The 25,045-nt window shown below is 65.1% G+C and carries 34 protein-coding genes and 1 tRNA gene; 10 read left to right on the forward strand and 25 right to left on the reverse strand.

The genetic code is table 11. The annotated features are described in order from the left end of the window. Positions 1 to 87 precede the first annotated feature (87 nt). Entirely contained in the window at positions 88 to 2,022 is a 1,935-nt protein-coding gene (gene asnB / locus O6W96_RS07005) for an asparagine synthase (glutamine-hydrolyzing) (RefSeq protein ID WP_353468880.1), read from the reverse strand. Between the two features lie 115 nt (positions 2,023 to 2,137). Between asnB and O6W96_RS07010 the strand changes: the two genes are divergently transcribed. The 8 genes from O6W96_RS07010 to O6W96_RS07045 all read left to right on the forward strand — a co-directional run bounded on the left by O6W96_RS07010 (position 2,138) and on the right by O6W96_RS07045 (position 8,618). Next, positions 2,138 to 3,490: a lipopolysaccharide biosynthesis protein gene (locus O6W96_RS07010; RefSeq protein ID WP_353468881.1), complete on the forward strand. Its 1,353-nt coding sequence runs from the start codon at positions 2,138 to 2,140 to the stop codon at positions 3,488 to 3,490. A 102-nt stretch (positions 3,491 to 3,592) separates the two neighbouring features. Continuing rightward, positions 3,593 to 4,054, forward strand: coding sequence for a DUF2141 domain-containing protein (locus tag O6W96_RS07015; protein ID WP_353468882.1), 462 nt, complete (start codon positions 3,593 to 3,595; stop codon positions 4,052 to 4,054). Positions 4,055 to 4,255: 201 nt separating this feature from the next. Beyond that, positions 4,256 to 5,263 (forward strand): diacylglycerol/lipid kinase family protein, encoded by a 1,008-nt coding sequence (locus O6W96_RS07020; RefSeq protein WP_353468883.1) that lies wholly within the window; start codon positions 4,256 to 4,258, stop codon positions 5,261 to 5,263. Beyond that, positions 5,260 to 6,159 (forward strand): hypothetical protein, encoded by a 900-nt coding sequence (locus O6W96_RS07025; protein ID WP_353468884.1) that lies wholly within the window; start codon positions 5,260 to 5,262, stop codon positions 6,157 to 6,159. Before O6W96_RS07020 ends, O6W96_RS07025 begins: the two co-directional genes overlap by 4 nt. Then, positions 6,156 to 6,911, forward strand: coding sequence for a nucleotidyltransferase family protein (locus tag O6W96_RS07030; protein ID WP_353468885.1), 756 nt, complete (start codon positions 6,156 to 6,158; stop codon positions 6,909 to 6,911). Before O6W96_RS07025 ends, O6W96_RS07030 begins: the two co-directional genes overlap by 4 nt. Before the next feature lie 102 nt (positions 6,912 to 7,013). Beyond that, complete coding sequence (dapB, locus tag O6W96_RS07035; RefSeq protein WP_353468886.1) at positions 7,014 to 7,784, forward strand: 4-hydroxy-tetrahydrodipicolinate reductase; 771 nt, start codon at positions 7,014 to 7,016, stop codon at positions 7,782 to 7,784. Positions 7,785 to 7,788: 4 nt separating this feature from the next. After that, positions 7,789 to 8,484 (forward strand): endonuclease III, encoded by a 696-nt coding sequence (gene nth / locus O6W96_RS07040; RefSeq protein WP_353468887.1) that lies wholly within the window; start codon positions 7,789 to 7,791, stop codon positions 8,482 to 8,484. A 57-nt stretch (positions 8,485 to 8,541) separates the two neighbouring features. Continuing rightward, a tRNA-Arg gene (locus O6W96_RS07045) sits at positions 8,542 to 8,618 on the forward strand. Between the two features lie 4 nt (positions 8,619 to 8,622). Here the strand turns inward: O6W96_RS07045 and O6W96_RS07050 are convergent. From O6W96_RS07050 to O6W96_RS07070, 5 genes are read right to left on the reverse strand one after another with little or no spacing between them, the layout of a single operon-like run. Next, positions 8,623 to 9,729: a site-specific integrase gene (locus tag O6W96_RS07050; RefSeq protein WP_353468888.1), complete on the reverse strand. Its 1,107-nt coding sequence runs from the start codon at positions 9,727 to 9,729 to the stop codon at positions 8,623 to 8,625. Continuing rightward, positions 9,726 to 9,896, reverse strand: coding sequence for a hypothetical protein (locus tag O6W96_RS07055; RefSeq protein ID WP_187502704.1), 171 nt, complete (start codon positions 9,894 to 9,896; stop codon positions 9,726 to 9,728). The genes O6W96_RS07050 and O6W96_RS07055 overlap by 4 nt, the downstream gene beginning before the upstream one ends. Continuing rightward, complete coding sequence (locus O6W96_RS07060) at positions 9,893 to 10,243, reverse strand: hypothetical protein (protein ID WP_353468889.1); 351 nt, start codon at positions 10,241 to 10,243, stop codon at positions 9,893 to 9,895. Before O6W96_RS07060 ends, O6W96_RS07055 begins: the two co-directional genes overlap by 4 nt. After that, on the reverse strand, positions 10,240 to 10,461 hold the full coding sequence (locus O6W96_RS07065; RefSeq protein ID WP_353468890.1) for a hypothetical protein: 222 nt from the start codon (positions 10,459 to 10,461) through the stop codon (positions 10,240 to 10,242). The genes O6W96_RS07060 and O6W96_RS07065 overlap by 4 nt, the downstream gene beginning before the upstream one ends. Beyond that, a complete protein-coding gene (locus O6W96_RS07070) occupies positions 10,461 to 10,619 on the reverse strand; it encodes a hypothetical protein (RefSeq protein ID WP_353468891.1) in 159 nt (52 codons plus the stop codon). Before O6W96_RS07070 ends, O6W96_RS07065 begins: the two co-directional genes overlap by 1 nt. A gap of 104 nt (positions 10,620 to 10,723) precedes the next feature. Here O6W96_RS07070 and O6W96_RS07075 point away from each other — a divergent pair, with 104 nt between their 5' ends. Continuing rightward, on the forward strand, positions 10,724 to 10,885 hold the full coding sequence (locus O6W96_RS07075) for a hypothetical protein (RefSeq protein WP_353468892.1): 162 nt from the start codon (positions 10,724 to 10,726) through the stop codon (positions 10,883 to 10,885). 271 nt (positions 10,886 to 11,156) lie between these two features. Here O6W96_RS07075 and O6W96_RS07080 read toward each other — a convergent pair whose 3' ends face one another. The 3 genes from O6W96_RS07080 to O6W96_RS07090 are packed head-to-tail and all read right to left on the reverse strand — an operon-like array spanning position 11,157 to position 12,342. Beyond that, positions 11,157 to 11,495 carry an ogr/Delta-like zinc finger family protein gene (locus tag O6W96_RS07080; RefSeq protein WP_353468893.1) on the reverse strand — a complete coding sequence of 113 codons (339 nt, stop codon included), beginning with the start codon at positions 11,493 to 11,495 and terminating at the stop codon, positions 11,157 to 11,159. Beyond that, complete coding sequence (locus O6W96_RS07085; RefSeq protein WP_353468894.1) at positions 11,492 to 11,986, reverse strand: hypothetical protein; 495 nt, start codon at positions 11,984 to 11,986, stop codon at positions 11,492 to 11,494. Before O6W96_RS07085 ends, O6W96_RS07080 begins: the two co-directional genes overlap by 4 nt. Further along, positions 11,983 to 12,342, reverse strand: a complete 360-nt coding sequence (locus O6W96_RS07090) for a hypothetical protein (RefSeq protein ID WP_353468895.1) — start codon at positions 12,340 to 12,342, stop codon at positions 11,983 to 11,985. The genes O6W96_RS07085 and O6W96_RS07090 overlap by 4 nt, the downstream gene beginning before the upstream one ends. On the opposite strand from O6W96_RS07090, the gene O6W96_RS07095 reads away from it, so the two are divergent. Next, positions 12,341 to 13,153 (forward strand): S24 family peptidase, encoded by an 813-nt coding sequence (locus tag O6W96_RS07095; protein WP_353468896.1) that lies wholly within the window; start codon positions 12,341 to 12,343, stop codon positions 13,151 to 13,153. The two genes, O6W96_RS07090 and O6W96_RS07095, sit on opposite strands and share 2 nt — an antisense overlap. A 32-nt stretch (positions 13,154 to 13,185) precedes the next feature. On the opposite strand, the gene O6W96_RS07100 is transcribed toward O6W96_RS07095, so the two are convergent. The 16 genes from O6W96_RS07100 to O6W96_RS07175 all read right to left on the reverse strand — a co-directional run bounded on the left by O6W96_RS07100 (position 13,186) and on the right by O6W96_RS07175 (position 24,953). Then, positions 13,186 to 13,374 (reverse strand): hypothetical protein, encoded by a 189-nt coding sequence (locus O6W96_RS07100; protein WP_353468897.1) that lies wholly within the window; start codon positions 13,372 to 13,374, stop codon positions 13,186 to 13,188. Positions 13,375 to 13,465: 91 nt separating this feature from the next. Then, positions 13,466 to 14,476: a contractile injection system protein, VgrG/Pvc8 family gene (locus O6W96_RS07105; protein WP_353468898.1), complete on the reverse strand. Its 1,011-nt coding sequence runs from the start codon at positions 14,474 to 14,476 to the stop codon at positions 13,466 to 13,468. Further along, a complete protein-coding gene (locus tag O6W96_RS07110) occupies positions 14,473 to 14,865 on the reverse strand; it encodes a phage tail protein (RefSeq protein ID WP_353469379.1) in 393 nt (130 codons plus the stop codon). The genes O6W96_RS07105 and O6W96_RS07110 overlap by 4 nt, the downstream gene beginning before the upstream one ends. 2 nt (positions 14,866 to 14,867) lie before the next feature. Beyond that, complete coding sequence (locus O6W96_RS07115; protein WP_353468899.1) at positions 14,868 to 17,399, reverse strand: phage tail tape measure protein; 2,532 nt, start codon at positions 17,397 to 17,399, stop codon at positions 14,868 to 14,870. A 4-nt stretch (positions 17,400 to 17,403) separates the two neighbouring features. Further along, a complete protein-coding gene (locus O6W96_RS07120) occupies positions 17,404 to 17,520 on the reverse strand; it encodes a GpE family phage tail protein (RefSeq protein ID WP_353468900.1) in 117 nt (38 codons plus the stop codon). An 11-nt stretch (positions 17,521 to 17,531) separates the two neighbouring features. Beyond that, positions 17,532 to 17,837: a phage tail assembly protein gene (locus tag O6W96_RS07125; RefSeq protein WP_353468901.1), complete on the reverse strand. Its 306-nt coding sequence runs from the start codon at positions 17,835 to 17,837 to the stop codon at positions 17,532 to 17,534. A gap of 61 nt (positions 17,838 to 17,898) precedes the next feature. Beyond that, positions 17,899 to 18,405 (reverse strand): phage major tail tube protein, encoded by a 507-nt coding sequence (locus O6W96_RS07130; RefSeq protein ID WP_353468902.1) that lies wholly within the window; start codon positions 18,403 to 18,405, stop codon positions 17,899 to 17,901. A 38-nt stretch (positions 18,406 to 18,443) separates the two neighbouring features. After that, positions 18,444 to 19,613 (reverse strand): phage tail sheath subtilisin-like domain-containing protein, encoded by a 1,170-nt coding sequence (locus tag O6W96_RS07135; RefSeq protein ID WP_353468903.1) that lies wholly within the window; start codon positions 19,611 to 19,613, stop codon positions 18,444 to 18,446. A 10-nt stretch (positions 19,614 to 19,623) separates the two neighbouring features. Then, positions 19,624 to 19,992 carry a GPW/gp25 family protein gene (locus tag O6W96_RS07140; protein WP_353468904.1) on the reverse strand — a complete coding sequence of 123 codons (369 nt, stop codon included), beginning with the start codon at positions 19,990 to 19,992 and terminating at the stop codon, positions 19,624 to 19,626. Positions 19,993 to 20,003: 11 nt separating this feature from the next. Next, a complete protein-coding gene (locus O6W96_RS07145; protein ID WP_353468905.1) occupies positions 20,004 to 20,174 on the reverse strand; it encodes a hypothetical protein in 171 nt (56 codons plus the stop codon). After that, entirely contained in the window at positions 20,171 to 20,752 is a 582-nt protein-coding gene (locus O6W96_RS07150; RefSeq protein ID WP_353468906.1) for a phage baseplate assembly protein V, read from the reverse strand. The genes O6W96_RS07145 and O6W96_RS07150 overlap by 4 nt, the downstream gene beginning before the upstream one ends. A gap of 65 nt (positions 20,753 to 20,817) precedes the next feature. Further along, positions 20,818 to 21,045, reverse strand: coding sequence for a hypothetical protein (locus tag O6W96_RS07155; protein WP_353468907.1), 228 nt, complete (start codon positions 21,043 to 21,045; stop codon positions 20,818 to 20,820). Between the two features lie 35 nt (positions 21,046 to 21,080). After that, positions 21,081 to 23,186 carry a hypothetical protein gene (locus O6W96_RS07160; RefSeq protein WP_353468908.1) on the reverse strand — a complete coding sequence of 702 codons (2,106 nt, stop codon included), beginning with the start codon at positions 23,184 to 23,186 and terminating at the stop codon, positions 21,081 to 21,083. Between the two features lie 12 nt (positions 23,187 to 23,198). Continuing rightward, the gene (locus O6W96_RS07165; RefSeq protein ID WP_353468909.1) at positions 23,199 to 23,744 is read right to left on the reverse strand and encodes a phage tail protein I; all 546 of its coding nucleotides are present in this window, start codon (positions 23,742 to 23,744) and stop codon (positions 23,199 to 23,201) included. Further along, complete coding sequence (locus O6W96_RS07170) at positions 23,741 to 24,640, reverse strand: baseplate assembly protein (protein WP_353468910.1); 900 nt, start codon at positions 24,638 to 24,640, stop codon at positions 23,741 to 23,743. The genes O6W96_RS07165 and O6W96_RS07170 overlap by 4 nt, the downstream gene beginning before the upstream one ends. A 100-nt stretch (positions 24,641 to 24,740) precedes the next feature. After that, positions 24,741 to 24,953 (reverse strand): hypothetical protein, encoded by a 213-nt coding sequence (locus tag O6W96_RS07175; protein WP_353468911.1) that lies wholly within the window; start codon positions 24,951 to 24,953, stop codon positions 24,741 to 24,743. Positions 24,954 to 25,045 lie beyond the last annotated feature (92 nt).

A 25,045-nucleotide genomic window follows, 5' to 3' on the forward strand; every position in this document is an offset into this window, starting at 1 on the left:
GACGTTCGTGGCTCTGGGTCCAGACTTTCGTCAGGATGACGGTGAGTGACTGGTGCGCCGTTCTCCTGCGAACGCAGGAGAACGGGGTCAAAAAGTCGTGACGGCCAACGCCTTGGGCCGACCGATCCACCAGAGGCAGTAGATCGCCAGCGCATACAGGAAGCGGCTGTAGTCCCGTTTCCCCGCACGGTGATCGGCGAACACCTTGTCGACCGCGGCGGCGCGCCAGATGCCTTGCTCGCGGACGCCGCTGTCGCGCCAGAGTTGCTCGGCATACGCGCCGAAATCGCCGGCGAACCACGCCGCCAGCGGCATCTGGAAGCCTTGTTTGCGGCGGTTGAGTATCCCCTCCGGTAGCCACGGCGCGATGGCCTGGCGAATGACGTATTTCCCGATCTTGCCGTGCAGCTTCATGTCGGCGGGCATCGACTGGGCGAGGTCGACCATCCCCTGCCCCAGCATCGGCACGCGCACCTCGAGCGAATGCGCCATGCTCGCGCGGTCGACCTTGGTCAGCATGGCGCCTGGCAGATTGAGCGCGAGGTCCGCCAACCCGAACTGCTCCAGCGTGTCGGTCGAGATCGCGTCGGGATCGGGGAAATATTCCGCGACCAGTGCGGCGATCCCGCCTTCCTCCTCGGCGATGAACTCAGCGGAGAATATCTCGCGGCGGAAGGCTTCGTTGGTGATCTGCGTCTTGGCGAAGAACCGCGCGATGCCGTTCGGGAGTGCAGCGCTGCCGGTAGTTTTCCGCCAGCGCTGCAACACGGCGTTCGCATGGCGTGAGGGCAAAGTCGGGACCGCATCCAGCGCGCGTGCCAGGCGACGCAGCGGGGCCGGCAGCGCACCGATCCGCCGCTCGGTCGCGTGGCGCTTATACCCGAAGAACAGTTCGTCGCCGCCATCGCCCGACAGCGCGACCTTCACCTCCTGCGCGGCGATCTGGCTGACGTACCAGGTCGGCACCGCGGACGGATCGGCGAACGGCTCGTCGTAGTAATGCTGGACCTCGGGAAGCATCGCCTGCGCATCCGCGAGCTCCAGCGTGCGCGTGACATGGTTGCAACCGAGATGCCGCGCGATCGCCTCGGCATGCGGCGACTCGTCGAAGCGGGGGTCGGGGAAGCCGATCGTGAAGGTGCGGACGGGGCGATCGGAGACCTGCGCCATCGCCGCGACTACCGCGGAGGAGTCTACGCCGCCGGACAGGAATGCGCCGACATCGACATCCGCGACCATCTGCTTGCCGATCGTGTCGAGCCATTCGTCGCGGAAACGCTCGATCCACGCCGCCTCGGATCGGGGCTCGGCGGGATGATAGGCGGGCGTCCAATAGGCGCGCATCGTCGGCGTGCCGCTCGCGTCGACGGTCATCACATGCCCCGGCGGCAGGGTGCGGACCTGCGCATAGATCGAGCGCGGGGTGCGGACATGGCCGAAGCTGAAATAATCGTGGAGCGCGCGACGATCGACGTCGAACGCCATGCCGGGCAGCAGCGTCAGCGTCTTCAGCTCGGAGCCGAACGCGAACCCTGCGGCCTGGTCGGTGTAGTAAAGCGGCTTGATCCCGATCGGATCGCGCGCCAGCGTCAGGCGACGGGCGTGCGTATCCCACACCGCGACCGCGAACATCCCGTCGAGCCTCGCCCAGACGTCGTCGCCCCAGCGTTCATAGCCCGCGAGGATCACCTCGGTATCGCCCGCGCTCTCGAACACGCGGCCCAGCGCTTGCAACTCGCGCCGCAACTCGCGGAAATTATAGATCTCGCCGTTGAAGACGAGCGCATAGCGGTGGTCGGGCGAATGGAACGGCTGGTGCCCGCCCTCGATGTCGATGATGCTGAGCCGGCGCATCCCGAAGCCGAAATCGCCATCGGTCATCACGCCCTGGTCGTCGGGCCCGCGGTGCAGGATCGTATCGCACTGCGCAGTGATGAGGCGGGGCGAGACGACACCGCCACCCCGTGCGTAAAGGCCGGCAATTCCGCAGATGACGAACGATCCCTCGCATGACGGCAGCACCGCCGCCCGATCGCGCGTGGTCTAGGAGCCACCCGCCGCTTTGTCACCTGCGCGGATCCCTCTGCCGCTGCGCGCCTTGCCGCACCCGCCGTCGCACTCTAGGGGCCGGTCGCAGATGGTTCAGGATCGCGCTCCTTCTCCTGCTCCGGCCGATGCGCCGGCACGCTCGGGCACTACCGGGATATTCCGGGCGGCAGCGCGCAATCTCGGCTGGTTGCTCGCCAGTCGCAGCGTGCTGGCGATCCTGTCGCTTTTTTATCTGGGATTCGCGACCCGCACGCTCGGCGTGGTCGACTTCGGCCGGTTCGCACTGATCTCGGGCGCGGCACAGGCGCTCGCGACGTTCGTCGGCTTCCAGACATGGCAGATCATCGTCCAATACGGCGTCGAGCCGATCCAGCACGGCGACACGCCCCGGCTTGCGCGACTGCTCAGATTGTCCGCGATCCTCGATATCTGCAGCGCGCTGGTCGGTGCCGTGCTGACCGTCGCGATCCTGTTCGCGTGGAGCGACGGGTTCGGCATCCCGCCCGACCTGATGCGCGACACGCTGATGTTCGCGGTGGTGCAGCTGATCACGATCCGCTCGACCCCGCTCGGCATCCTGCGGCTGCGCGACAAATTCTCGCTGTCCGCACTTGCCGACAGCATGACGCCGATCATGCGCTTCGTCGGTGCCGGTGCGGCGATGCTGTTCGAACCGACGATCCGCGGCTTCATGCTCGCCTGGGCGATCGCCGAGATCGTCACCGCCGCGACCTACTGGATCATGGTCGCGAAAAGCGGCGACCTGCGCCTGCTCGCGAGTGGCCGTGGCAGCTGGCAGCAGGTGCGCGGTGAAAATCCCGGCATCGTCCGTTTCTCGCTCAGCACCAACGCCAGTGCGACACTGGGTCTGTCGAGCAAGCAGATCCCTCTCTTGCTGGTCGGCGCGTCGATCGGCCCGGCCGCGGCGGGCGCGTTCCGGCTGGCGACGCAGTTGGCGCAGGCGCTCGCGAAACTGTCGCAGATGCTGTCGCGCGCCGCCTTCCCGGAAATCGTCCGTGCGGTTCGCACCGCCGAACCCTCGCGGCTTCGCCGTATCCTCGTGCGGACGATGCTGGCCAGCACCGCGGCGGCGCTCGTCATCCTCGCGGTCGTCGCGCTGGTCGGCGAGCCGATCCTCAAGCTGGTCGGCGGCAAGTCGTTCGGCGGCGCGTACCCGGTATTGCTGTGGCTCGCCGCCGCCGGGTGTTTCGATCTCGCCACCGTCAGCCTCGATACGGTGATGACCGCGCTGCACCGCGCCGGCACGGTGTTCGCGATTCGCGCGGTCGGCGTCGCTCTGATGTTCGTGGCGGCGTTCGCGCTGATGCCGGCCTACGGGTCGGCAGGTATCGCAGCTGCCGTGGCCGCCGGATCCGTCGCCGTCGCGATCCTGCTCGGGTTCGCGGCCGCCCGGATGACCCGTACGCCAGACCAAGCGTAGCCGGTACAGAACGACGGGCGTTTGCGATAAACGCCTCGTTCACGTCGCAAATGTCATGTGCGCGCCGCTCTATCGCCACTATTTTCGGGTCTAGGTCTGCCGATGAACGACGTAATCCTTATCGCGCTGGGCGCCGTTGCGGCGCTAGCACCGGTCCAGGCTCGTGCCGCCGAAACGTGCGAAGGCACGCCGGGCAACGGCAATGCCAAACTGGTGCTCGAAGCAACGACGCTGCGCAACACCGCCGGCGAGGTCGCCTTCGCGATCTATCCCGACGACAAGTCACGGTTTTTGGCAAAGGGCGCGAAGGTCGGCCGTGCCCGGGTATCGGCGACGAGCCCGCGCGCCTGCTTCTGGATGAAGCCCGGTCACTATGCGATCGCGCAATATCACGACGAGAATGGCGACCATAAGTTCAATCGGACGCTGTTCATGCCGAAAGAAGGTTTCGGCTTTTCGAACGACGCGCCGACCTCGATCGGGCTGCCGTCGTTCGACGCGGTCCGTACCACCCTGCCCGCATCTGGCGCCGTCGTACGGATGAAGATGCGGTACCGCGGATAATTTGCGTCCGGGCTGCGACAGATTTGGGCTTTCGCCCGAATTGCGACCGACGCGGAACGGAAATCTTGCTGACACAAAATTGTAGCGGTTCTGTACCGTGACGGGTATCTCTATATCGTGGCCGATGCTGTTTCGAACTTTGATGCCTTTGGCAGGCAATTGCTCCCCCCTCCAGCGGCACCCGCGTGGTTGCCCGAGGGCATGTTCGATTCGGCCCTGTCGGAACGGTCTGGCGTGAACCCGCGCGAAGCCGCCGCAAAAATCCGCACCGGGATCATCTGCAACCCCAAGAGCCACCGCAACCGCAGTAGCGTCGAGGCAACCAAGCCCTTCCTGTCGGGCACGGTGCTCGCCGTCACTCCGCGTACACAGGACGAACTCGCCGAGGTACTGACCGACTTCGCACGGCACGGCATCGAGCTGCTTGTGATCGACGGCGGTGACGGCACGATCCGCGACGTGATGACTGCCGCCGCGCGAGTCTGGACCGGCGCGGCGCCGCGCGTCGCGATCGTTCCCTCGGGCAAGACCAACGCTCTCGCGCTGGATCTTGGTATTCCCGATACCTGGACGCTGGATCAGGCGTTGACGGCCGCACGGCATGGTCGCGTCAAGCTACGCAGCCCGGTCGAGGTAATCCGCAAGGACAGCGGCGCGAAACTGTGCGGCTTCCTGTTCGGCGCAGGCGCGTTCGTCGACGCCACCGCGCTCGCGCAACGCACGCACCGCGCAGGCGCCTTCAACGGAGTCGCGGTCGGTCTCGCGTTGTGCTGGGCGATCCTGCAGACGCTGTTTGGCGGCGCGAACAGCGCATGGCGCGCGGGCAACCGGATGCGTATCCGCTTCCAGTCGCGCGGCAACGAAGGCGCTCATGCCGCCGGCGAGCATGCCAACACCGATCGCGCGCGCTACATACTGCTCGCGTCGACACTGAAGCGCATGCCGATCGGTATCCGTCCGTTCGGTGCACCGCGTGTCGGGTTGAAGACGCTGGTGGTCGACGCACCGCCGCGCTGGCTTGCCGTCGCGACGCCGCTGATCGTCACCGGGTCGCCCGCCGCGTGGCTCGATCGCGCGGGCTATCACCGGATCGATTCGCCAAGCTTCGACCTGTCGATAGATTCGGGCTTCATCCTTGATGGCGAAGTCTATCCCGGCGGCGACCTTACCGTCCGCGAAGCGCGCGCGATCAGTTTCGTCGTTCCGTGATCACGCTCGGCGACATCGTCCACCGCCAGTTGCACGTCCCGACCATTCCCGCGGTTCGCGACGTCGCGCAGAGGCTGGCGCAAGGTTCGCCTGATGCCGTCGCGGTGCTGTTCTACGGTTCCAATCTGCGCACCGGCGCGACCGAGGGCGTGCTCGATTTCTACGTGCTGACCGCAGGTCCGCCGGAACGAGGCATGTGGCCGACCGTCAGCTACCGCGAATTTGACCTGGACGGCGAGACGGTGCGCGCGAAGATCGCCACCATGCGGATGGCGACCTTTGCCAGGGCAGCGGCGGCGCGGACGCTCGACACGACGATCTGGACCCGGTTCGTGCAACCTTCCGCACTGGTCTGGGCACGCGATCCGGGTACCGCTGTGCAAGTAGCTGCAGCGATCGGCGACGCCGCAAAGTCTGCCGCGCGGTTTGCCGCCGCGCTGGGGCCCGAGACGGGCACCGCCGATGACTATTGGCGCGCACTGTTCCGCGAAACCTACGCCGCCGAGCTCCGAGTCGAGCGCAAGGGCCGCGAGGGACAAATCCTCGATTTCGACCCCGCGCGATACGCCGAACTCCTGCCGCTCGCCTGGACCGCCGACGGCATCGCATTCCGCGACGACGCCGGCGTGCTGAGGCCGGATCTGACGACGCGCCGGGCCGCGTTGCTCGGCGCGTGGCGCCGGCGACGCCGCGCCGGCAAGCCGATCAACGTCGCTCGCCTGGTCCGCGCTGCCTTCACCTTCGATGGTGCCGCACGCTATGGCATCTGGAAAGTCGAGCGCCATACCGGCGTGTCCGTGCCCCTGACCCCGTGGCGGGAGAAACATCCGATCCTCGCGGCGCCGGGCGTGTTCTGGCGTGTGTGGCGTGCGCGTAGCGGGCCCAAGGCGGTATGAGCGATCGGTTCCGTGCGCTGATCCTCGCCGGATCGCGCGGCGGCGTGGATCCGGTCGCAGCTTATGCCGGCGTAGCGCACAAGGCGTTGATCGAACTCGACGGTCTTACCCTGCTCGACCGGGTATCGCGGGCATTGCGCGACGCCGGCGCTACCGAGATCGCCGTCTCCGTCTCCGACGATGCGGTCCGCGCCGCCTCTACCATGCTCGGGCTCACCGTCCTGACCGCCGCATCCGGCCCCAGCCATAGTGTTCGCGACGGCATCGAGGCGCTTGGTGCACCGCTGCTTGTCACCACCGTGGATCACGCGCTGCTCCAGCCCGAATGGATCACGCGCTTTCTCGCCGACGTGCCTGCCGACGCCGACGTCGCCGCGATGCTCGCGCGCCAGGATGTGATCGAAGCCGCCGCGCCGGGCACGCGCCGCACCTACCTGCGCTTTGCCGACGGTGCCTGGTCGGGGTGCAATTTGTTCTACTTCGCTACCCCACGCTCGGTCGCCGCACTCGATCTGTGGGCACAGGTCGAGGCGGATCGCAAACGACCGTGGCGGATCGTCCGCAGGCTCGGGATCGGCACGCTGGTCCGGTATATGTCCGGTCGCCTGACACTGGTCGCCGCGTTGGCACATCTGGGGCGCCTCGCCGGCCTCGAAGCCGCCGCGGTCGCGACCCCGTTCGGCCTCGCGGCGGTCGACGTCGACAAGCCTGCCGACCTCGATCTTGTCCGGGACCTGGTTGCACGGGCCTGAGGCTGGCACGGCGTGGATGGCGGTGCCGTCTTTCGCGGAGAAATCACCTCGGGCTACCGCTCCCCCCTGTCCCCGAACCGCGGCATGGTGCAAAGCAAAGCCATGCAGACGCTCGCGCCCCAACTCGCCCCGCCTATCGCCGGAACGACCTCGATCGGCATCTACGGCAGCGCCGGCCGCATGGGTCGTGCGATCGGTGACGCGATCGAAGCCGCCGGGGCAACGCTGGCCGGTGGTGTCGACGCCGGCGAGGACCCTGCCCCGCTCGCCCGCACCGCCAACGTGCTCGTCGACTTCTCGACTGCCTCTGCGATCGAGGCCCATCTGAGCGCCGCGCGCGCGGCTGGTACCGCTATCGTGATCGGCACGACCGGCCTGTCGCCGCAGCACCAGTCGATGATCGACGACGCCGCGAGGGACATCGCAATCCTCCAGACCGGCAACACGTCGCTCGGCGTGACGCTGCTAGGGATCCTCGTGCGCGAGGCTGCCGCGCGGCTCGGACCGGACTGGGACGTGGAAATCGTCGAGATGCATCACAAGCACAAGGTCGACGCGCCATCGGGCACGGCCCTCCTGCTTGGCGACGCCGCCGCCAAGGGTCGCGGATCGTCGCTCGCCGAACTGCGCGTCGACAGCCGCGCCGGCCTGGTCGGCGCGCGAACAGAAGGCACGATCGGCTTCGCGAGCTTGCGCGGCGGATCGGTAATCGGCGATCACAGCGTGATTTTCGCAGGCGAAGGCGAACGGATCGAGCTCAACCACCGCGGCGACGATCGCTCAATCTTCGCACGGGGTGCTGTCCGTGCCGCGATCTGGCTGGCGGAGCAGCCTGCCGGACGCTACCGGATGGGCGACGTGCTCGGCCTGTGACGCTGTGAAGAAAGCCGACGTCGTCGAGTTTTACGCGCGTCTGGCCGAGGCCGATCCGCACCCCGAGACCGAACTCGAATTCGTCAATCCGTACACGCTCGTCGTAGCGGTCGCGCTCTCCGCGCAGGCGACCGACGTCGGCGTCAACAAAGCGACGCGCGCGCTTTTCCGGGACGTCGATACGCCTGAGAAGATGGTGGCGCTCGGGCTCGACGAGCTGAAGCGCCACATCAAGACGATCGGCCTGTTCAACACCAAGGCGAAGAACGTCATAGCGCTCTCGCAGATGCTGATCGACGACTATGGCGGCGAGGTGCCCAACGATCGCGCGGCGTTGGAACGCCTGCCCGGCGTCGGTCGCAAGACCGCCAATGTCGTGCTCAACGTCGCGTTCGGCGCGGAGACCTTCGCCGTCGACACGCACATCTTCCGGGTCGGCAATCGCACCGGTCTCGCTCGCGGCAAGACGCCGCTCGCGGTTGAACTCAAGCTCGACAAGGCCACCCCGCAACCCTTCCGCCTGCACGCCCATCACTGGCTGATCCTGCACGGCCGCTATGTCTGCAAGGCAAGGACGCCCGAATGCTGGCGGTGCATTGTCGCCGACCTCTGCGCGTTCAAGCCGAAGACCCCGCCCCCAAAGAGCAGATCGGGTAGGAGTTCGGTTGCGGGGGAGGTCCCCGATCTGGCCGCTGGGTAGCCATAAACACGAAAACGTCTGGCGCACCCCGTTTCGCTTTGCTAGGCGGACCATCCGGCACCCGTAGCTCAGCTGGATAGAGCGCTGCCCTCCGAAGGCAGAGGCCACTGGTTCGAATCCAGTCGGGTGCACCAAACTTCATTTATTTTCCCCTGTTTTCAATGCCTTAGCGGCATCTTTGGCTAACCTTTCCGCAAGGTTAGCCAAAAGCTTGTCTGCGGCGGTGTCTGAAAGCGTGCGCTGATCGGCCGCTGCGGTGTAGCGCGCGACCTCGCTGTCGGTCGTGTGACCGGTCCAGGCCTTGATCTCTTGGTTCGAGCAACCTGCCTCGGCGAATCGCCGCGCGGCGGCCTTGCGAAGGCCGTGCGCCGAGCAGTTCGGCAAGCCGGCCTCGTCACACCATTGGCGAAATTTGTTGCCGAAACCCTTTACCGAGAATTGCTTGCCGAACTCGGTGACGACAAAGAACGCCCCAACGGTCGGCGTTGCTAGGATCGATTCCGCCAAGCCGGGCATGATCGGCAGTGACACGAAGACTTTCGTCTTTTCCTGAGTCAGTTCGAGCCGGGTATCGTGGACGCTGGCCGGCCCCATCTTGCGAGCATCACCACCGCGCTGGCCCGTCCAGATCATCAGGTCGAACGCAAGGCGCGCGACCGTACCGATCGGGTGGCGCCGTTCGTAAGCCGCGATCTCTTCCTCGGTCCAACTGTGGAACCCTCCGCCGCTCACCTTGAAGGGGCGGGTGACGATGACCGGGTTCGTACCGGCCATGCCGATCCGCATCGCGAACTTCATCAGCGCCGACAGCCGCTTGCGGAGCATGTTCGCCGAGGTCCGGTGAGGTAGCAGCTCGGCGAGCATGGCCTCGACGTGCCGCGGCTGCAGCTCGCGCACCATGATCTCGCCGTAGCGCCGCCCTTTCCGGCTCCGCGCGCGCCAGCGCTCCAGCGTCCCGCGATAAACTACACGAGTACGTTCGCCCGGATCGAGAAAATCGGGCGACCGGTAGTAGCGCGACAGCAGGTCGTCGAACGTGCCGACCGTGGCGCGGTTGGCGCCGGCCTCGATCTCGGGAGCACTGACGCCGTCGTTGCAGGCGCGCAGCTCCGCAAGAAACGCGTCGGTCCCCGGCTCGTTCTTGAAATAGTAGGTAACGAAGCCGGTGCGGCGATACCGGTAATGAGCCTTCCCATGCCGATCGCGAAACGTGCTGACATGCTTCGGTAGCCAACGCCGCTTCATGCAAACATCTCGTCTAAGCTGTTGGCGCCGGCGGGCACGATATCCCTGCCCGTCGTGACAACGATCCGGCCGGGCTCGATCTCAACCCGAACGGGGATGCCGACTTTCTCCGCAGCGCGAAGAACACGCGCAAGGTCAGCTTGACGGATCAGGGCGCGCGCGCTCATGCAGCATTTCCCATGCATTTGGCTTGAGGTTCGATCTCATCACGTAGCTTGCGAGCATGATCGAGCATCTTCATACCGCGTGTTTCGAGCGTGTTTGCCGCCAACGTCAGGTCCAAGTTTGACACGCCACGCTCAGCGTTTAACTTGTAGTTTAGCGAGCGGACGGTGATGCCTAGAGCGCTCGCCAGCCTGCCCTTACCGCCGAGGATTTCGAACGCGGTTTGCATGCCCACCATCCTCCGTATCTCGATCGGATAGCCCCGCTGTTCCTGCTTTTGGGAACAGTTGACTGGCTGTGGCGACAACGGGGTCTGGCGAGGTTCGTTGGGCGCAGCGCTGATCATCATGAATGACCCTGCTTTTGGATGCGTTGATGACCACTGCCATTCGGCGAAAGGTGTGAAATGCCGTCCGACACTTGCAGCGGCAGTTCGCTTTCACCGAGGGCGAGCCTGACGATGCGCGGCCACTGCGGAATTAGGCTGTTGGCGATGGCGCCAACCGCAGTCGCACCTGAGGCAACGAACAGTCCGACACCGATGTCGTGAAACAGAGCAACCGACATTACGCGCGCCGATCCGGCATGCCCGCGACGACCATCATGATCGCGACCGGGATCCACACGAAAGCGAACGCAATCAGCAGGGCCACCTTTGCGATGCGGCGGCGACGCATGCAACGTTCGACCTGGCGCGGCGCCGTCGAGGCGGTGGCGACGTTCACTGGTACACCGTGAGCGGAAAGGCCGTACCACTGCAGCGCGTGCAGGTCTTGTCGTCCGCGAATGTGCAAGTGCCGACGTCATCGGGCGCGACGCACGGATCCCAATGACTGCATCCGCAACCGGCGCAAATTCGCGGATGCGTGGCGGCTGGGCCGTCACGCAGCTGGAGGTAGACATCGGCGTCGACAGGGTATGCGTCGCGGAGTGCGTGGATCGTTTCGACATACCGGGCAGCGGCACCGTCGGTTTCAAGCAGGCGGATTAACGCAGCGCCTTCAGTCCGATTGTTCGGTGCGATGACTTTGGCGGCGTCTGCTACCGAAACGCCGGCGGCGTTTCTGCGGAGACGAAGGTACCCTGCCGGGGTGACCGGCGCGATCAGCGCAGTCTTCAGGGTCACGCAGCGATGGGTCGACGAAGATACGTGAAGCATGGTTCAATCCTCTTCGGGCAAAGGTGTGGCGTCACCGAAAGCTGGGGCTTGCGGCAGGGTGTTCAGTCAGCGGGGACGAGGAGCGCGGCGTTACCGCGCGGGATCAGCTGGGCGCGGGTCCAATCGCGGCCGGCGACGTCACGACGTCATCGTTGGCCGGTGCACGGGTGTCGTCATTCGCCGGTACCGGTCGGGTCCGACAGACGTTCGGATTTGAAAAAGGGAGACGGATATCCGGGTTCGGACGGGCGCTCGGTACGATCGTGCGGATGACCTGCAGTTCGGCGACGAACACATGACCGCACTCGTCATTCTCGCAGCGATAGCGAATGTGACGAACCGTCGTAGTCAGTGCCGCGCTGTTACGGATGCCAGCCGGACCGTCGCAATGCGGACAGGAAAGGCCGGGAATTCTGTGCTTGGTAGGCTTCGAGATAGTCATTGGGTCCCCCCGGTGTTCCCCGAGTGCGACCCCGCGCCGAACCGGAAGAAACTTGGTAGGCGTCGCATGAGCGCGCCTAGTGCTGTCTCAACCTCGTGTGCCTCGACCAGCGCACGGCTATGCGCGTGCGGGGAGGCACCGGGTTGGCCGGCTTCAATAAGGGCTGCACCGAGTTCACCGGCTTCGCGAACGAACTTGGCGGTGTCGGCAGCGAGCGCCTGGTAACAGGCAATTTCGCTGGAATACTCGACGTCGACCGCGAAGGCGAGTGCCTGGGCATAGGGTGCATATTCACCGCCGGCTGCGAGATACGCGGCATCGAGCGCAGCCGCTTGGTGCAGCATCGGCGTCGTCTTGCAGTTCGGCTGGCTCCAGTACCGGATCGTACGCGTCGACCGCTTGACGATCTTCTTCATGGCCTCCCAGCTCAGCAGACCAGCGATCGTCGTCGTTGCCTGCGCGAAAGTCTTAGGCGGGCGGGCGATCGTCATGCCCCTGCCCGCTTCAAAACCGGCAATCGATCGAAAGCGACGGATGCGTGATTCGCGCCGTATGGATGCGGCATGGTGTTAGCAGGGAGAGGTGGGCGACCGATGCTGATTAATGCGGCAACCGCGTCACGGGGTATTGTATGATCAGGCCAATTCGCAGGTACCCGAAACCACGAAGCGAACTTTTCCAGATTGGTGACGGAGAAGGTCTTTCCATCGCGCAACCGGTTAAAAAATGCTCCGCTGCTCACGACGATCGTTGCTACTCGCGACAGCGATTTGCCACCCCAGCGGGTGACTTCGGCATCGTACGAATCGGCGATGGTTCGCAATGCGTTCTGATATGCAGCACTCATGACGCATGTTTACGTCACATTTACGGCAGTCGTCAACGTAAATATTCCGCATGCTATGCGTCACTTCATGCGTCATGAGTGCAGCATGAGAAAGAACGTACCTGACGTGTTGAAAGAGCGCCTCTCGGCAAAGATTGCCGAGAAGAATATGTCGGCTCGTGAGGTGTCGATTGCGGCCTTGAACAAGCCAGACGCTATTCGCGCGATCTTGGCTGGTCATATGCCGGGGCTCGACCGGCTCGATGCGATTGCAGATATCCTCGACACAACTTCCGATTGGTTGCTCGGACGCGATCAGGGTATTGAGCGCACGATCCCGGCGGACGGCCATACAACGCTAGAAGCGCTTCGACGGCTTCCAAAGACGTTGCCCATCTATGGCACAGCGCTCGGTGCCGACCTGGAATTCGACGGTTGCAACGGGATCGTAGTAACTGTCGAGCAGACAGAGGTGCATATGTCCGCACCCCTTGATTTCATGACGCGGCCGATAGGCGTCACCGGCAGGCCAGACCTCTACGTCGTCTCGGTATCGGGGCACTCGATGGAGCCGCGATTTGATGCGGGAAGCCGTGTTCTCGTCGATCCTAAGCGGTCGCCCGGCGTTGGTGATGACGTGGTGGTGCAGTTGCGCGGTCCAACATTCGACGGCGAAGAGATCCGTCATGTCCTTATTAAGCAGTTGGTGCGGCGGCGCCCAACCGCTGTGATTCTTCGACAGTTCAACCCTGCCGCAGAGTTCGAAGTCCCTAACGAGCAGGTGTCGTCGGTCCACCGGGTGATGCCATGGGACGAGGCGATGGGATACTAGCGGGCATTAGCGGAATGGCCGCAATGGGAAGGTTAGCTGCCGTTCACGTTAACGCGCGCTGCTCGGAAGACCGCCTTCAGTCCGCAGTAAGCACCGCCCATGACCACGAAGCAGACGGCAAATAAACCCGCCTTTACGCCGAATGAGCTCTGGCCGTCGGCAATGACCAGCCAAAAGACGATGACGTATATTGAGGCAAACTCGATTAGATCGCGCTTCAAGTCGTCCATCCCATGTGGGCTGCTCTCGACCATGTAGAGCCTCACAGCGAGGTCCGCAATTGGGCGAAAGACGTCATCAAATCGATGACGGCTACGCTGCGCTCTCCAGCGTCAGGGCCGTCGTGAAACCGCGATCGGCGATCAGTTCGTGAGTGACATCGGAAACCAGCCACTTCACCGCATCAATCTCGGCCTTGAACCCCGCAACCGTCACCGGGCGGTCAGGGTAAATTTCCAACCGGCCGAGGGCGAGCCCAAGATCCAGGGTGCGCGGCTCGCGCGCAGCACGGCCCTGCTCGGCAGTCGCGGCGCGGCGCGCGGCATCCTCGGACGAGTAGGTGCGCGTGAGCCGCTTCGTCTCGCCGGTACCGCTGCCGACCCTGACGGTCTTCTTCTTCGCACCCTTGCGGTCGTGCCAGTCGGCCGACACGCTGCCCGCCTCGTCGCGTTTCCTGATCCTGAAGCTGTGCCGATCGCCGTCGCCGCGGCGAATCATAATCCCCGGGATTGCAACGCCGGTAGCAGTCGTGACCGAGCCGATAGGCGCGAAAATCAGTGCGCCCGCCTTGACCGTCGCGGTGGCGTCGTTCTCCCGCCCCAGCCGGCGCAGCAGGGCGATATCGCTCTCGCGGGTCTGTGCCATCGCCTTGACTGCAATCGCCGCCAGCGCGGGCGCGCATCGGGGCGTCAGCTTGTTGCGGCCGGCGATCTCCTTGACGATCGCGCCGAGCGTCGTGTCGTGCCAGCTCTTCTCGCGCCGGGTGGCGATGGCGCTGGTGAAGTCGGCCGCTCGAGCGCGTATCGTGATCTGGTCAGGTGGGCCGCTATGTTCGACCTCGTCCACCGTGAACTTGCCCTTGTCGACCAGACCGATCGTCACGTCGGCACCGGCGGACCAGCCGAGCTGTACCGTGAGCGTCGCGCCGGCACGCGGCACCGCAAGCTTGCCGTCCGAATCGTCGACGGTGATCTCGAGCTGGTCGGCGTCGCCGCCCCGTTTCTCGCTCAGGCGTAGCGAGATCAGGCGCGGGCGGATGCGATCGGTAAGGTCGGTGCCGTCGAGTGTGACCTTGAAGTCGGGGACGTTGTTGATCGCGGTCATGCTGCACCCGTTGCGCTATCGGCGATCTCGAGCAGATCGACGGTGAAATCGATCTTGCGCGGCGTCCCGTCCGCGAAGATCTCCTTCATGCCTTCGTCGATGCCGGTGATGACGAAAGCGCCATAAACCCGCCCGGTGCCATCGATCATCGACCACGCCTCCCCCTTAGCGGCCATGTCGCGCAGATCGTCGAGCGATGCGCGCCCCGCCATCAGCTCGGCATAGGCAGTGCCTGAAAGGGTGATCGTATCGTTCTCGCGGCCGACGAACTGCGTTGCGTCGATTGCGCCGATCCGGCCGCTGCGCGCATGCCGCCAGGCGCTTTTGCGTTGCATGTCCTGATACGCCAGCGTCGGTAGCGAGAAGACGAACATGCCAAGGGCCATCATGTTCACTGGTCGGCTCCATCGGGAGTGTCGGAGAAGGACGATCGCGACATGGCGCGCTGGCGGCTTTGCGCACGCTCGAGGGCGCGCTCGACCGCCGCGGCGAGCGCCTGTTCGCTTTGCCCCGGCGCGCCGTAGACGTTGATCGTGATCGGCGCTGGCGCGGGGGCCGGGCGACCATAGGCTGCGGTTCCGGCGGGCGCGGCTGCGTTGGCTGGGGTCAGCGCCGGCAGCGCGGAGCCGATCGCGAGCGCGGCGGTGAGACGGCGCGACAGACGATCGACGCGGCGCACCGGCGCATCCTCGTCGGCCATCATGGCCGGCGGGCGTAGCGAAGCGGCGGACATGGCACCGGTCAGGTTGCGCGACAGGCGGTCGATCCGGCGTACCGGTTCGCGCGCGCCGCCAGCGATGCCGTTGCTAAGGCCCTGCATCATGAACCCGCCGAACCCCGCAAATACGCGCGAAGGCGAGCGGATCCCCAGTTTCTGCTTGAACCAGTTCGCGGCCGACGATGCCGCTCCGACGATCGTCGCCTTCAGTGCCCCCAGCATGCCGGTGATGCCGTTGATCATCCCCATGATCATGTTGCGGCCGAACTCGCCGAAGCGCGCAGGGAGAGCGCCAAACCAACCGAGGACGCCGGTGACGACGCCGACGATCCTCTGCCATAGCGAGCTGAACCACGCGGTGATCGGACCCCAGTTCGCGTAGATCAGGTACACGGCACCCGCGAGCAACGCGATCACCGCGACGATCGCGAGAACGGTGCCGAGGATCGGCAGCAGCCCGATCGACGCGGTTCCGCCCGCCACGCCCATGGCGATCAACCCGGCGTTGAGGATCGCGATCGGCCCCATGATCGCGGCGATGACGATGGCAAAGCCGCCCAGCACGATGAATAGCAAAGCGAGGACTGCCGCGCTGATCGCGATAGCCTTCGCCAGTACCGGGTGACGTTCGGTCCATCGTGCCAGACCGCTGGCAAGGGCCGAGGCACGCTGCGTGATCGCATTGACCGCCGGCAACAGCATCGAGCCGAGCGATACCGATAGCACCTGCGCGTTGATCTTCAGTTGCTTGGTCTGCTCGGCCGAGTCCTTCATGCGCTCGGCGAAGTCGGTGTCGGTCGTGCCCTTCGCGCCGGCCGCGGTCGCGCGGATCCGGCGATATTCCTCCATGTTCTGGATCAGCGGACGCAAACCCTGCTGCACCTGGGCGTCCTCGAACAGGAAGCCGATCTTGCCGAGGTCGCCGCCCGTCGCCTTCTTGGTCAGTTCGGCAATCGCCTCAAGCGGCGTCTTGCCCTCGGCATACGCCTTTTTCAGCGCGTTCGGCAGATCGATGCCGAACTTCGAAAACGCCTTGATCGTGGCTGGCGAGGCGATCTTCTGGATGATGTTCGCAACGTTCGACGCCGCGGTCGACGAATCGCCTGCACCCTTGCGCGCGATCTGCAGCGCCGCGGCGAGATCGGCGACCGCACCGGTCCCCGTCTGGCCGAGCGCCTGATAGCCCGCAGTCAGCGCCGGGAAGGCACCCGCCATATCCTTAATCTCGAACGCGCCGCTCTTGCCCGCCTGCGCCATGATGTCGATGACGCGTCCGGTCTGCTCGATCGGTACCTTCAGATTGTCGTTGGCGGCAAACGCTGCGGCGGACAGATCGGCGATCTCGGCCTTGTACGCGGTCGCGGCGCGCCCGATCGGCTTCATCATCGCGACCGCCTTGGTCGGATCGAGGCCGAAGCCTGCCAGCGTGTCGACGCCCTTTTGCAGTTCGTCCGGCATCTGGTTTGCGGCGCGTGCAGCCGCGAGCAGGTTGCGCCCCATGCGGTCAGCACGATCGCGCCCGAGATCCGCCTTCTGGGCGATATCGGTCATGACTGACTGGTATGCTTGCGCGTCCTCGACCGCGCCCATGATCGGACGTGCGAGCGTCCGACCAGTGGCAATGCCAGCCGCGCCGCCCGCAGCGATGCCGGTCGCCATGTTCTGCGTCCGCGCGAACCCGGCGCGCGCCCTCGCAAAGCGGGTCTGGCGCTCGTCGAGGCGATCGAACTCGGCACGCTGCTGGCCCATCGTCACGGTCGTTGCGGCAATGTTGTCGCGCAGGCGCTGTTCGTGCGCGCCGAGGTTCTGCACATCGACGCCGGCCGACGTCAGCGCCGACCGCATCTTCACGAGCTGGGCGCTGTGTTCCTCGCTTGCGCCGACGAGCTTGCGCTCCTTCGCCTCGGCCGCCGCGAGTGCGTTCATCATGCGCTTGGTCGGCGTTTCGGTCCGCGCGATCTCGTCGCGTAAGCCCCGGATATGGCGACGGGCATCGTCGATCTGCCCGAACATTTCGCCGCCCTTGGCTTGGCCCAGCTTGAACTCGCCGATCGCGCGTGCCTGTGCGCTCAGATCCTTCAGGCCCTGCCGCGTGATCTTCAGCGCCGCTGCCGCCTTGGCAGATCCGCCAACGATATCGCGCAAGGGCTTGGTGACCTTGTCGCTCGCCTCGAGCAGCATGCGGATCCGGAGATTGCGGTCCATGGCGTCAGCTTTCCGGGTTGTGCCGCTCGGCCGCACGCGCGCGCCAGCGCATCAGGTCGGCGATCGTCATGTCGTCCATGGCGGCGGGGGGCCAATGGAAGACGATCGCGAGATCCGCCATCGCGTCGTCGACTAGTCCTGGGAGCCCTGTTCCTTCGCTGCTTTCGGCAACAAAAAATCCTGAATTTCCATGCCGAACTGGGTCAGGTCGGCGGGATCGAGATTGTTGATCTCGGTGTCGGTCAGGGGCGGCATGGTGATGCGCGGCAGCAGCTTGGCGGTCGCGGCGACATTCATCTGCACCAGATCGGCAATGTTGAGGCCGCGCAGCTCGCCCGAGCGCGGGCGGCGGACCTGAACCTTGTCGATCGTCTGATCGCCGCGGGTGAACGGGAAGTCGAGATTGACGGTGGCGAGTTCGGTCTTGGTGTCGGTCATGCAAAATTCCGTGGATTGAGGCGGGGATGGTCATGAAGCCGGCGCTGACGCCGGGGCGTCCTCACAGGATGATGTCGCGCATCTCCGCGAGACGATCGACGCCCCCGACGATGTGGATCATGTTGAGGACGTCGATCTCGATCAGCACCTCGCCGTTCCACTCGAGGCGGTAGTAGACGAGCGCCATCTTGGCCTTGAACTCGCCGCCCTCGCCGATCTTCTGCTCGCCCATGTCGATCTCTTCGTGACGACCGCGCACGGTCACCTCGACGGCATCGGAAGTGCCTGCCGAATCGTTCTGATACTGGCCGGCAAAGCGCAGGAAGATCCCGCCGATCGTCGAGGCAGTGGTCTGCAGCAGCACGTCGCGCAGCGGACCACCGGCGGTGAACTCCATCTCCATCGCCTCCGCGCCCATGTCGAGCTTGACGGTGCCGTCCATGCCACCGCCGCGATACTCCTCGAGCTTGCGGGTCAGCTTGGGAAGCGTGACCGAGGGAACCTCGGCAAGGTAGCTCCGGCCTTCGTTGAACAGGTTCATGTTCTTCAGTTTGCGGGGTAGTGCCATGGTCGGCTCCTAAGTTCGGATCTGGGAAGCGGGGGCGATCAGGCGACGGTGAAGTCAGCGAGATACGTGTCGGTGATCCGCTGGGTGAGCAGCAGGTTTTCGAGCGGCGGGACCGGCGTGAAATTATAGTCGATCGACAGCTTGCCCTGGGCGAGACTGGACGGCGGGTTCTTGTCCGCGACGAACCACGCCTTGCCGCCAATGAGCTGCCCGGCGGTGACCATGCCGGCGATCGAGATGTTGATCGTCTCGACGATGTCCTTGGCGAGGCTCGGCCGCAGCGGCTTATCGATCGCCCACATCATGCCCGCGCCGATCGTGTCGAGCAGGACCTGCGCGGTGCGCGTGGCGGTCTCGAAGCTGAACGGCGACGTCGGCTCGATGCAACTCCGGTTGCCCCAAAAACGGAAGCCACCGCCGGCACGGATGAGCGCGGTGACCTGCTTGTCGTTGAGGCGCGCGGCGTCGCTGTTCGCGTCCTGAACGTCGAACTGGATGTCCTTGGTGAGACCGACGACGCCCTCGACCGTCACGTTGGACAGCGATTTGTGGAAACCCTGCTCCTGATCGATGCGGGCGCGAAGGCCGAGTGCGCGTGCGACGGCGTAGCTGGTCGCGTTGGCGGCGACCCGAGTGTCGAAGGCGATAAAGTCGGGATGGATCAGCATCAGCTCGCGCGCGCCGAAGTTCGCCCGGTATGCGATTGCCGCGGTGATATCCGCGCCGATCGCCGCGGCATAGACGAACCCGCGCAGCTTCTGCGCGATGACGACCAGTGCGGTGGTGACCGCCTGCGTATCGAGGCCCGGCGCGCCGAGGATCCGCGGTTTCATACCGAGCTGCGATTCGGCCGCGAGCAGCGCCTGCATGCCCGTCTTCGAACCGTTCACCGTGGTGCCGATGACGTTCGCGCTGGTCGTCGCAGCGTCAGCGCCAGCCGCGACGCGTACAACGACGACCGGGGCTTTCGCCTGATCGGCAATGGCGCGGAGCGACGAGGCCAGCGTGCCCGTCGTGCCGGCGACGCCGATCGCCGCCTCGAGGTCGACGACGAGGACGGGGCGGTTGAGCGGGAACGCCGCATCGAGCGCTTCCGTCGCCGCACCGGCGGGCGCGGTCGCGGTCGCAACCAGCCCGATTACCGCGGTTGCGGTCAGGACGAGCGAACGTGCGCCCTCGGTCAGTTCGGTGATGGTGATGCCGTGCATGGTGGCTCCTTCAGGCGTAAACAGTGATGCTGCTGCTCGGCAGCGGGACGGTGAGACGGGTGCGGGCGTTCGAACCGGTGACGTCGGTGCGCTGGCAATCGAGGACCGCGGCGAACGCGGCGGGGCCGGTCTGCTGAATCGCCACGGCCAAAAGTTTGACGCGCGGTTCCCAGCGCTGGATCGCCAGCGCGGTCGCCGCCATCAGGCGCATGCGACCGAGCGCGTTCATCGGCTGGTCGACCAACTCGGGCAGCAGTGAGCCGTAATCGCGCCGACCGATGCGTGTGCCGATCGGCGTCGAGAGGATATCGCCGATCGACTGACGAATGTGCGCGACGCCGTCGAGCAGCTTGCCGGTGCTCGCGTCCATACCGGTCATGGCTCGCGCATTCATGCCATCTTCTCGTCGGCGGTGCGCTTATCCGCCGGATCGAACTGACCATAAAACCGGGCACCGGGTGCCATATTGTTGACGTTCCGGAGGTCGGCTTCCGAAAACTCGACCATGATAGCCTGTTCGGCGCTGACTTCGTGCCAGCTCGATCCGATTTTGACCCTCACTGCGGCGCTCCCGAGACACCGCCGCCCGTCTGGACGCCGAGATGCTTGTGGCTCTTGAGGCTCTTGCCACCGCCGACCACGTCGTCGCTGGCCGTGGCTTTGCCGGTGATGTCGACATCGCCAGTGACCGTCACTGGTCCGATAATCTTGACGGGGCCGGTGATGGTCACGCCGGCCGGCGCATCGATCTGCACCTTCCCACCGGCAGGGAGCTGCGCGACGAGCAAATGCGCGGTCGCGTCATAGGAGACGATCGCGCCGTCGCCGAACCGGATCAGATCGATGTCGTCGCTCGACGGTGCGGGCATGGCGTCGGAGAACAGGCCGAGGATCGCGACACCGCCATCGGTGTCGCCCTCTGGGCAGATCAGGAGGCATTGCTCGCCGACCGTGGGTGGCGACCAGATCCGGGTGTTGCCGGCACGCTGGACGATCCAGCAGACATCGCCGGTGACGATCTCGCCCACGCGGACGCGGCACGTCGCATCGGCAAGATCGACGGACTCGATCGTGCCGATGCGGACGATGTTGCCGATAATACGGCGGGGATCGGGGAGCGCGTGCATGACGCGGGACATTGGCGCGGTGATCTGGCCTGCGCGCGGTCGGGCGGGTGTGGAATGTGATCCCACACCCGAAGGGGTCAGTCAGCGGCGATCGGCTCCGGATCATTTGCGATAACACCGAGGCCGATCTTTACCGTCACACCGCGGCCGACTTCGTCGATGCGGGCAGCGGTCGCGACCGGATCATACGCGCCGGACTTGTCGTAGCATGCGTTCACGCTGCGCTGGTGGACGACGTCGCCGCTGGCAAAGGTAGCGGAGACGGTGCGGGAAGCGGCCTCATGCTCGCCGATCGTGATGTTCATGGGTTATCCTTTCGGTAGGGTGGGAGAATGGCGGGTCAGCCGTGCTGGACATCGATCCACGCGCGCCCGTCACGCACCGCCCAGACCTTGCCGAGACGCTTGCGATACTGGGCGAACGTGATCTTGGCGGACGGGATAGCGACGGCCTTGATCCTACCGCTTTCCTCGCCCGCGACGACGTAATCGCCGACCGCAAACGGGCCGCTGACCGTGACCGGGACCTGCCCGCAGAACGCGATCCGGTCGACGTTTGCGCGTGCCGCCTCGAGGGCTTCTTCGAACGCCGCCAGCTCCGCAAGATACGCGTCATAGGCGAACGCCAAATCGTCTGCGGTTTCGTCGGTCGGCTCTATCGGGCGTTCGCCGAGGTGCGCGCCATAGGTGTCGTTGCCAACGAAGCCCGGCTGGTCCGACTTCACGACGAAGCTCAGCGCCTGAGACCAGCTCGTCACCAGTTCGCCATTCGCGTTGACGCCGCACACGTCGCCGGCAGCGATCGGGCCGCAGCCGTCCGCCTTCTGCATATACTCGGCATAATCTGCGCCGCTGGCGTTGATCGTCCCAGCTGCATTAATCGACCGTCCGGTGCCGCTGTTTTTCGAGATATAGAACGCCGACGGGGCTTCGCTCTGGCCCGATGAATTGGCGATGTTGAAGGAGCCGATATAGCCGTTCGGACCAAGAAAGCCGGTATGCATCGCGCCTTCCGCGCCGCCTTTGGCGAGGACGTGCGCGCTGCCGCTGGAAACGCCGACGAGCAGGTTGCCGGTGACGTCGCCGGTCACGCTGCCGATCGACCCAGAGGGTGCCGTGATCGGACCGGTAAATGCAGCCCCGGCCAGAAGCGCGAACTCGTCACCCTGGCGACCGTCGAGCAGATCGGCGTCGAGCCCCGACCCGGCGCCATCGTTCGCATTCGTCCACATCAGCGCCCCGTTGAACGCGATCGTGGTCGGCGTGACGCGCAACCGTAGCTGACCGAATCCAAACTGCCCTTGGTAAAGGCTGAAGGCGTTGTCGGCGGATGACCCCATGTACCAGTTGAGTGATACATTGACGTCGGATGCCTCACCGAACTGCATATAGCCGTAGCCATTGGTACCGTCCGAGATGCGCAGGCCTGCAGCGAGCCCGGCGTGACGAATGCCGACCGGCCCTGTGAAGTTATCGCCGGCCCGCAGGATGAAATCGGTCGCGTGACGACCGTCGAGCAGGTCGGCGTCGAGTCCTGATCCAGCGCCATCGTTCGCGGCGGTCCACATCAGTGCCCCGTTGAACGCAACCGTGGCCTGCGTCACGCGCAGTCGCAGCGTGCCCGCTCCGAATTGCCCTTGGTAAAGGCTGAACGCACTGTCGGCCGACGTGCCCATGTACCAGTTGAGCGGAGTATTCACTTCGGACGCATTACCGAATTGAATATACCCATAGCCGTTGGAGCCGTCCGAGATACGCAAGCCCGCAGCCACGCCCGAGTGGCTGATCCCGACCGGAGCCGTGAAATTACCGCCGGACCACAGGGCAAACTCCGCGCCCTGCCGGCCGTCCAGCAGGTCGGCGTCGAGCCCCGAACCCGCGCCATCGACCGACATCAGGCGCGACAGGACATTCGCCGCGGTGAAGATCGCCGCCATGTTCTTTGGGGTAAGCGCGCGGACCGCGTCGGTCAGCGCGGTGGCTTCGGCGTCCGTCGCCAACTCGATTACGCCGGCCGTCGTGGTGGTCGCGGGCGGGTTGAGGAAGTTCGCATTGCCGAACGTGATCTGGCTGGCGGCGACGTCGAGCAACGTCGCGTCGATCGCGAGTAGCAGCAGCGCACCGGCCGACTTCTCGATGATCGGCGCGGCCCGCCCATAAGAGGCGAACAGCGTGCCGTCGGTCAGGTACAACGCAAGGCTGCGCACGGTGTAGGTATCGGCGCTCTCATCGCGCACCACCAGATGAATGACATCGGCCGCAACGCCGGCACCCGAGATCGTCTCGATCCGCTTGACCTCGCCCGGCAGCGCGGCGGTGTTTGCCGCGGCGACGATCGCGGTCGGGGTGACGCCGACGGATGCAATCCGCACGGCGTTGGTGCCGTCGCGGGCGGCGTTGACGAGCGCGGCGCGGCCGGCGTCGGTGATGCGTAGAACGATCGACATGATCTCTCCGGGTCAGGCCGCGGGTGCGGTCATGGTGAGGCGGGCGAAAACGGCAGGGCGCGCGGCTCCAACGGGCACGATGCCGGCGGTGGCGTTGAGCGCTTGGCTGAAGGTGAAGTGCGAGCGCACCGGTTTGGTGCGGTAGACCTCGGCGATCACGGCATCGACGAACGCGGCATCGACGGGCGCGCCGCCTTGGTCGGTGATGTTAAGCAACAGATTGAAGGTGTGGGGATCGCCGGGTGGCGTCATCTGCCACCATTCGCGGACGGCAACGGATCCACCAAAGGACTCGACGACGTCGCGGACCGATGAGGCGGTGCCCTTGCGACGTTGGATCGGTAGCGCTTGGCGCACGCGCGCGCGTTTGATCGTTTCCGACCACTCACTCGACCACGTGTCGATCGAAAGCGCCCATGCGAGATAGGGCAGCAGTTCGACCGGGCACGTGTCGGGGTTCCAGAGCGTGCGCAGCGGCACCGGCACGTCCGCCAGTTGTGACATGCCAGCCTCGATCGCGCGCTCGAGCGCGGTGGCGTTGGGTGGGAGCAACGTCACTCGCCTAGCCCGGCATGCACGACGTTCGCCCTTGTGCACCATCCGGCCTGCGTTCGATCGAGAACGACGTCGGCCGCAGGACTGGTCAGGACGACGTTCTGCACGCCCTCGACATGGAGCGCGGCGAAGATGCCCGAGCGGGTGATGTCGCGACCAAGGCGGTGCGAGTTGGCGATGTAGGCAGCAAGGCGCGCACGAGCTTCGGCGATGACGATCGAGCCATCGGGGCCGGCGAACGTCCTGATCTCCGCCTCGACCGCATACTGGACGATCTCCGCCGACTGAATCGTGACATAGTCGGTCAGCGGGCGGCGGGTTTCGGCAGAGACGTAGGCAAGAACCGCGGCGAGCAGCTCTGCGGAGGCGATGCCGGTACCGGCGCGCGCAAGGATCGTGAGACGGACTTCGCCGGTGGCCGGACTTGTTGCGCTGGCATCAAGAACGTCCGACGAGGCCGACAGCGAATGGAAAATGTACGCGCCTTCCGGCCCCGCGACCGAATAGCCCTCCGGTGCCAGGACTAGACGACGGCGAAAATCCTCGTCGCTTTCGAGAACCGCCACAGCACCGGTCTGTTCGTTGGCCGGTTTGATGACGAGCCGAGCCACGCCCATGAGCGCAGCGAGGTTATCGAGGTCCGCACCTATGGCGTAAGCCGGCATGACTGCCCGCGCCGCATCGTTCACGCGGGCGCGCAGCAGCATCTCGCGGTAGGCTGCGACCTGCAGCAGTTTGACCGCAGGATCGGATTCGACCGTGGCGTCGAAGTCGGGAACCAGCGCAACGAACTGCGCCAGCATCTGCCCGTAGATCGTATCGAAATCGAGGGTCTCGACGATCGTCGGCGCTGGCAGGCGCGATAGATCGACAGCGGTGAAGGTGGACGGCTCGGCCATCGGGCCATGTCGTCGATTAGGTCAGGGCAGCGCCATCATGCTCGGGTGTCATATGGCTTTTCACACCCGCGTCTAATGTCGGATATGGGAAGGATAGCGGTCATCCGCTCCAGTGCCTAACCGTGATCGCGAGTCCCAAGGCGGCGAACACAGTCCACGAGGCTGCAAACGCCCAAAAGGTAAGTGGAGCCGTTTCGCGGTTCGTATCCAGCGCACTGTAATTGGACAGCATTTTACCCGTCACCATACCGGCTGTCAGTATGGCGACGGAAATCAAAAATAGCAGAACACCGCTGATTGCCGTTTCGGTCATCGCAGGATGTTACGAGCCTGCGCTATGTCCGCAAGTGGGCGGAAGCGTAATGGCGGAAATGAAGAGAAAAGCAGACCCATCGCTTTTACGGA

The organism is Sphingomonas faeni, from assembly GCF_040407495.1.
In the GTDB taxonomy this organism is placed as follows: Bacteria; Pseudomonadota; Alphaproteobacteria; order Sphingomonadales; family Sphingomonadaceae; genus Sphingomonas; species Sphingomonas faeni_D.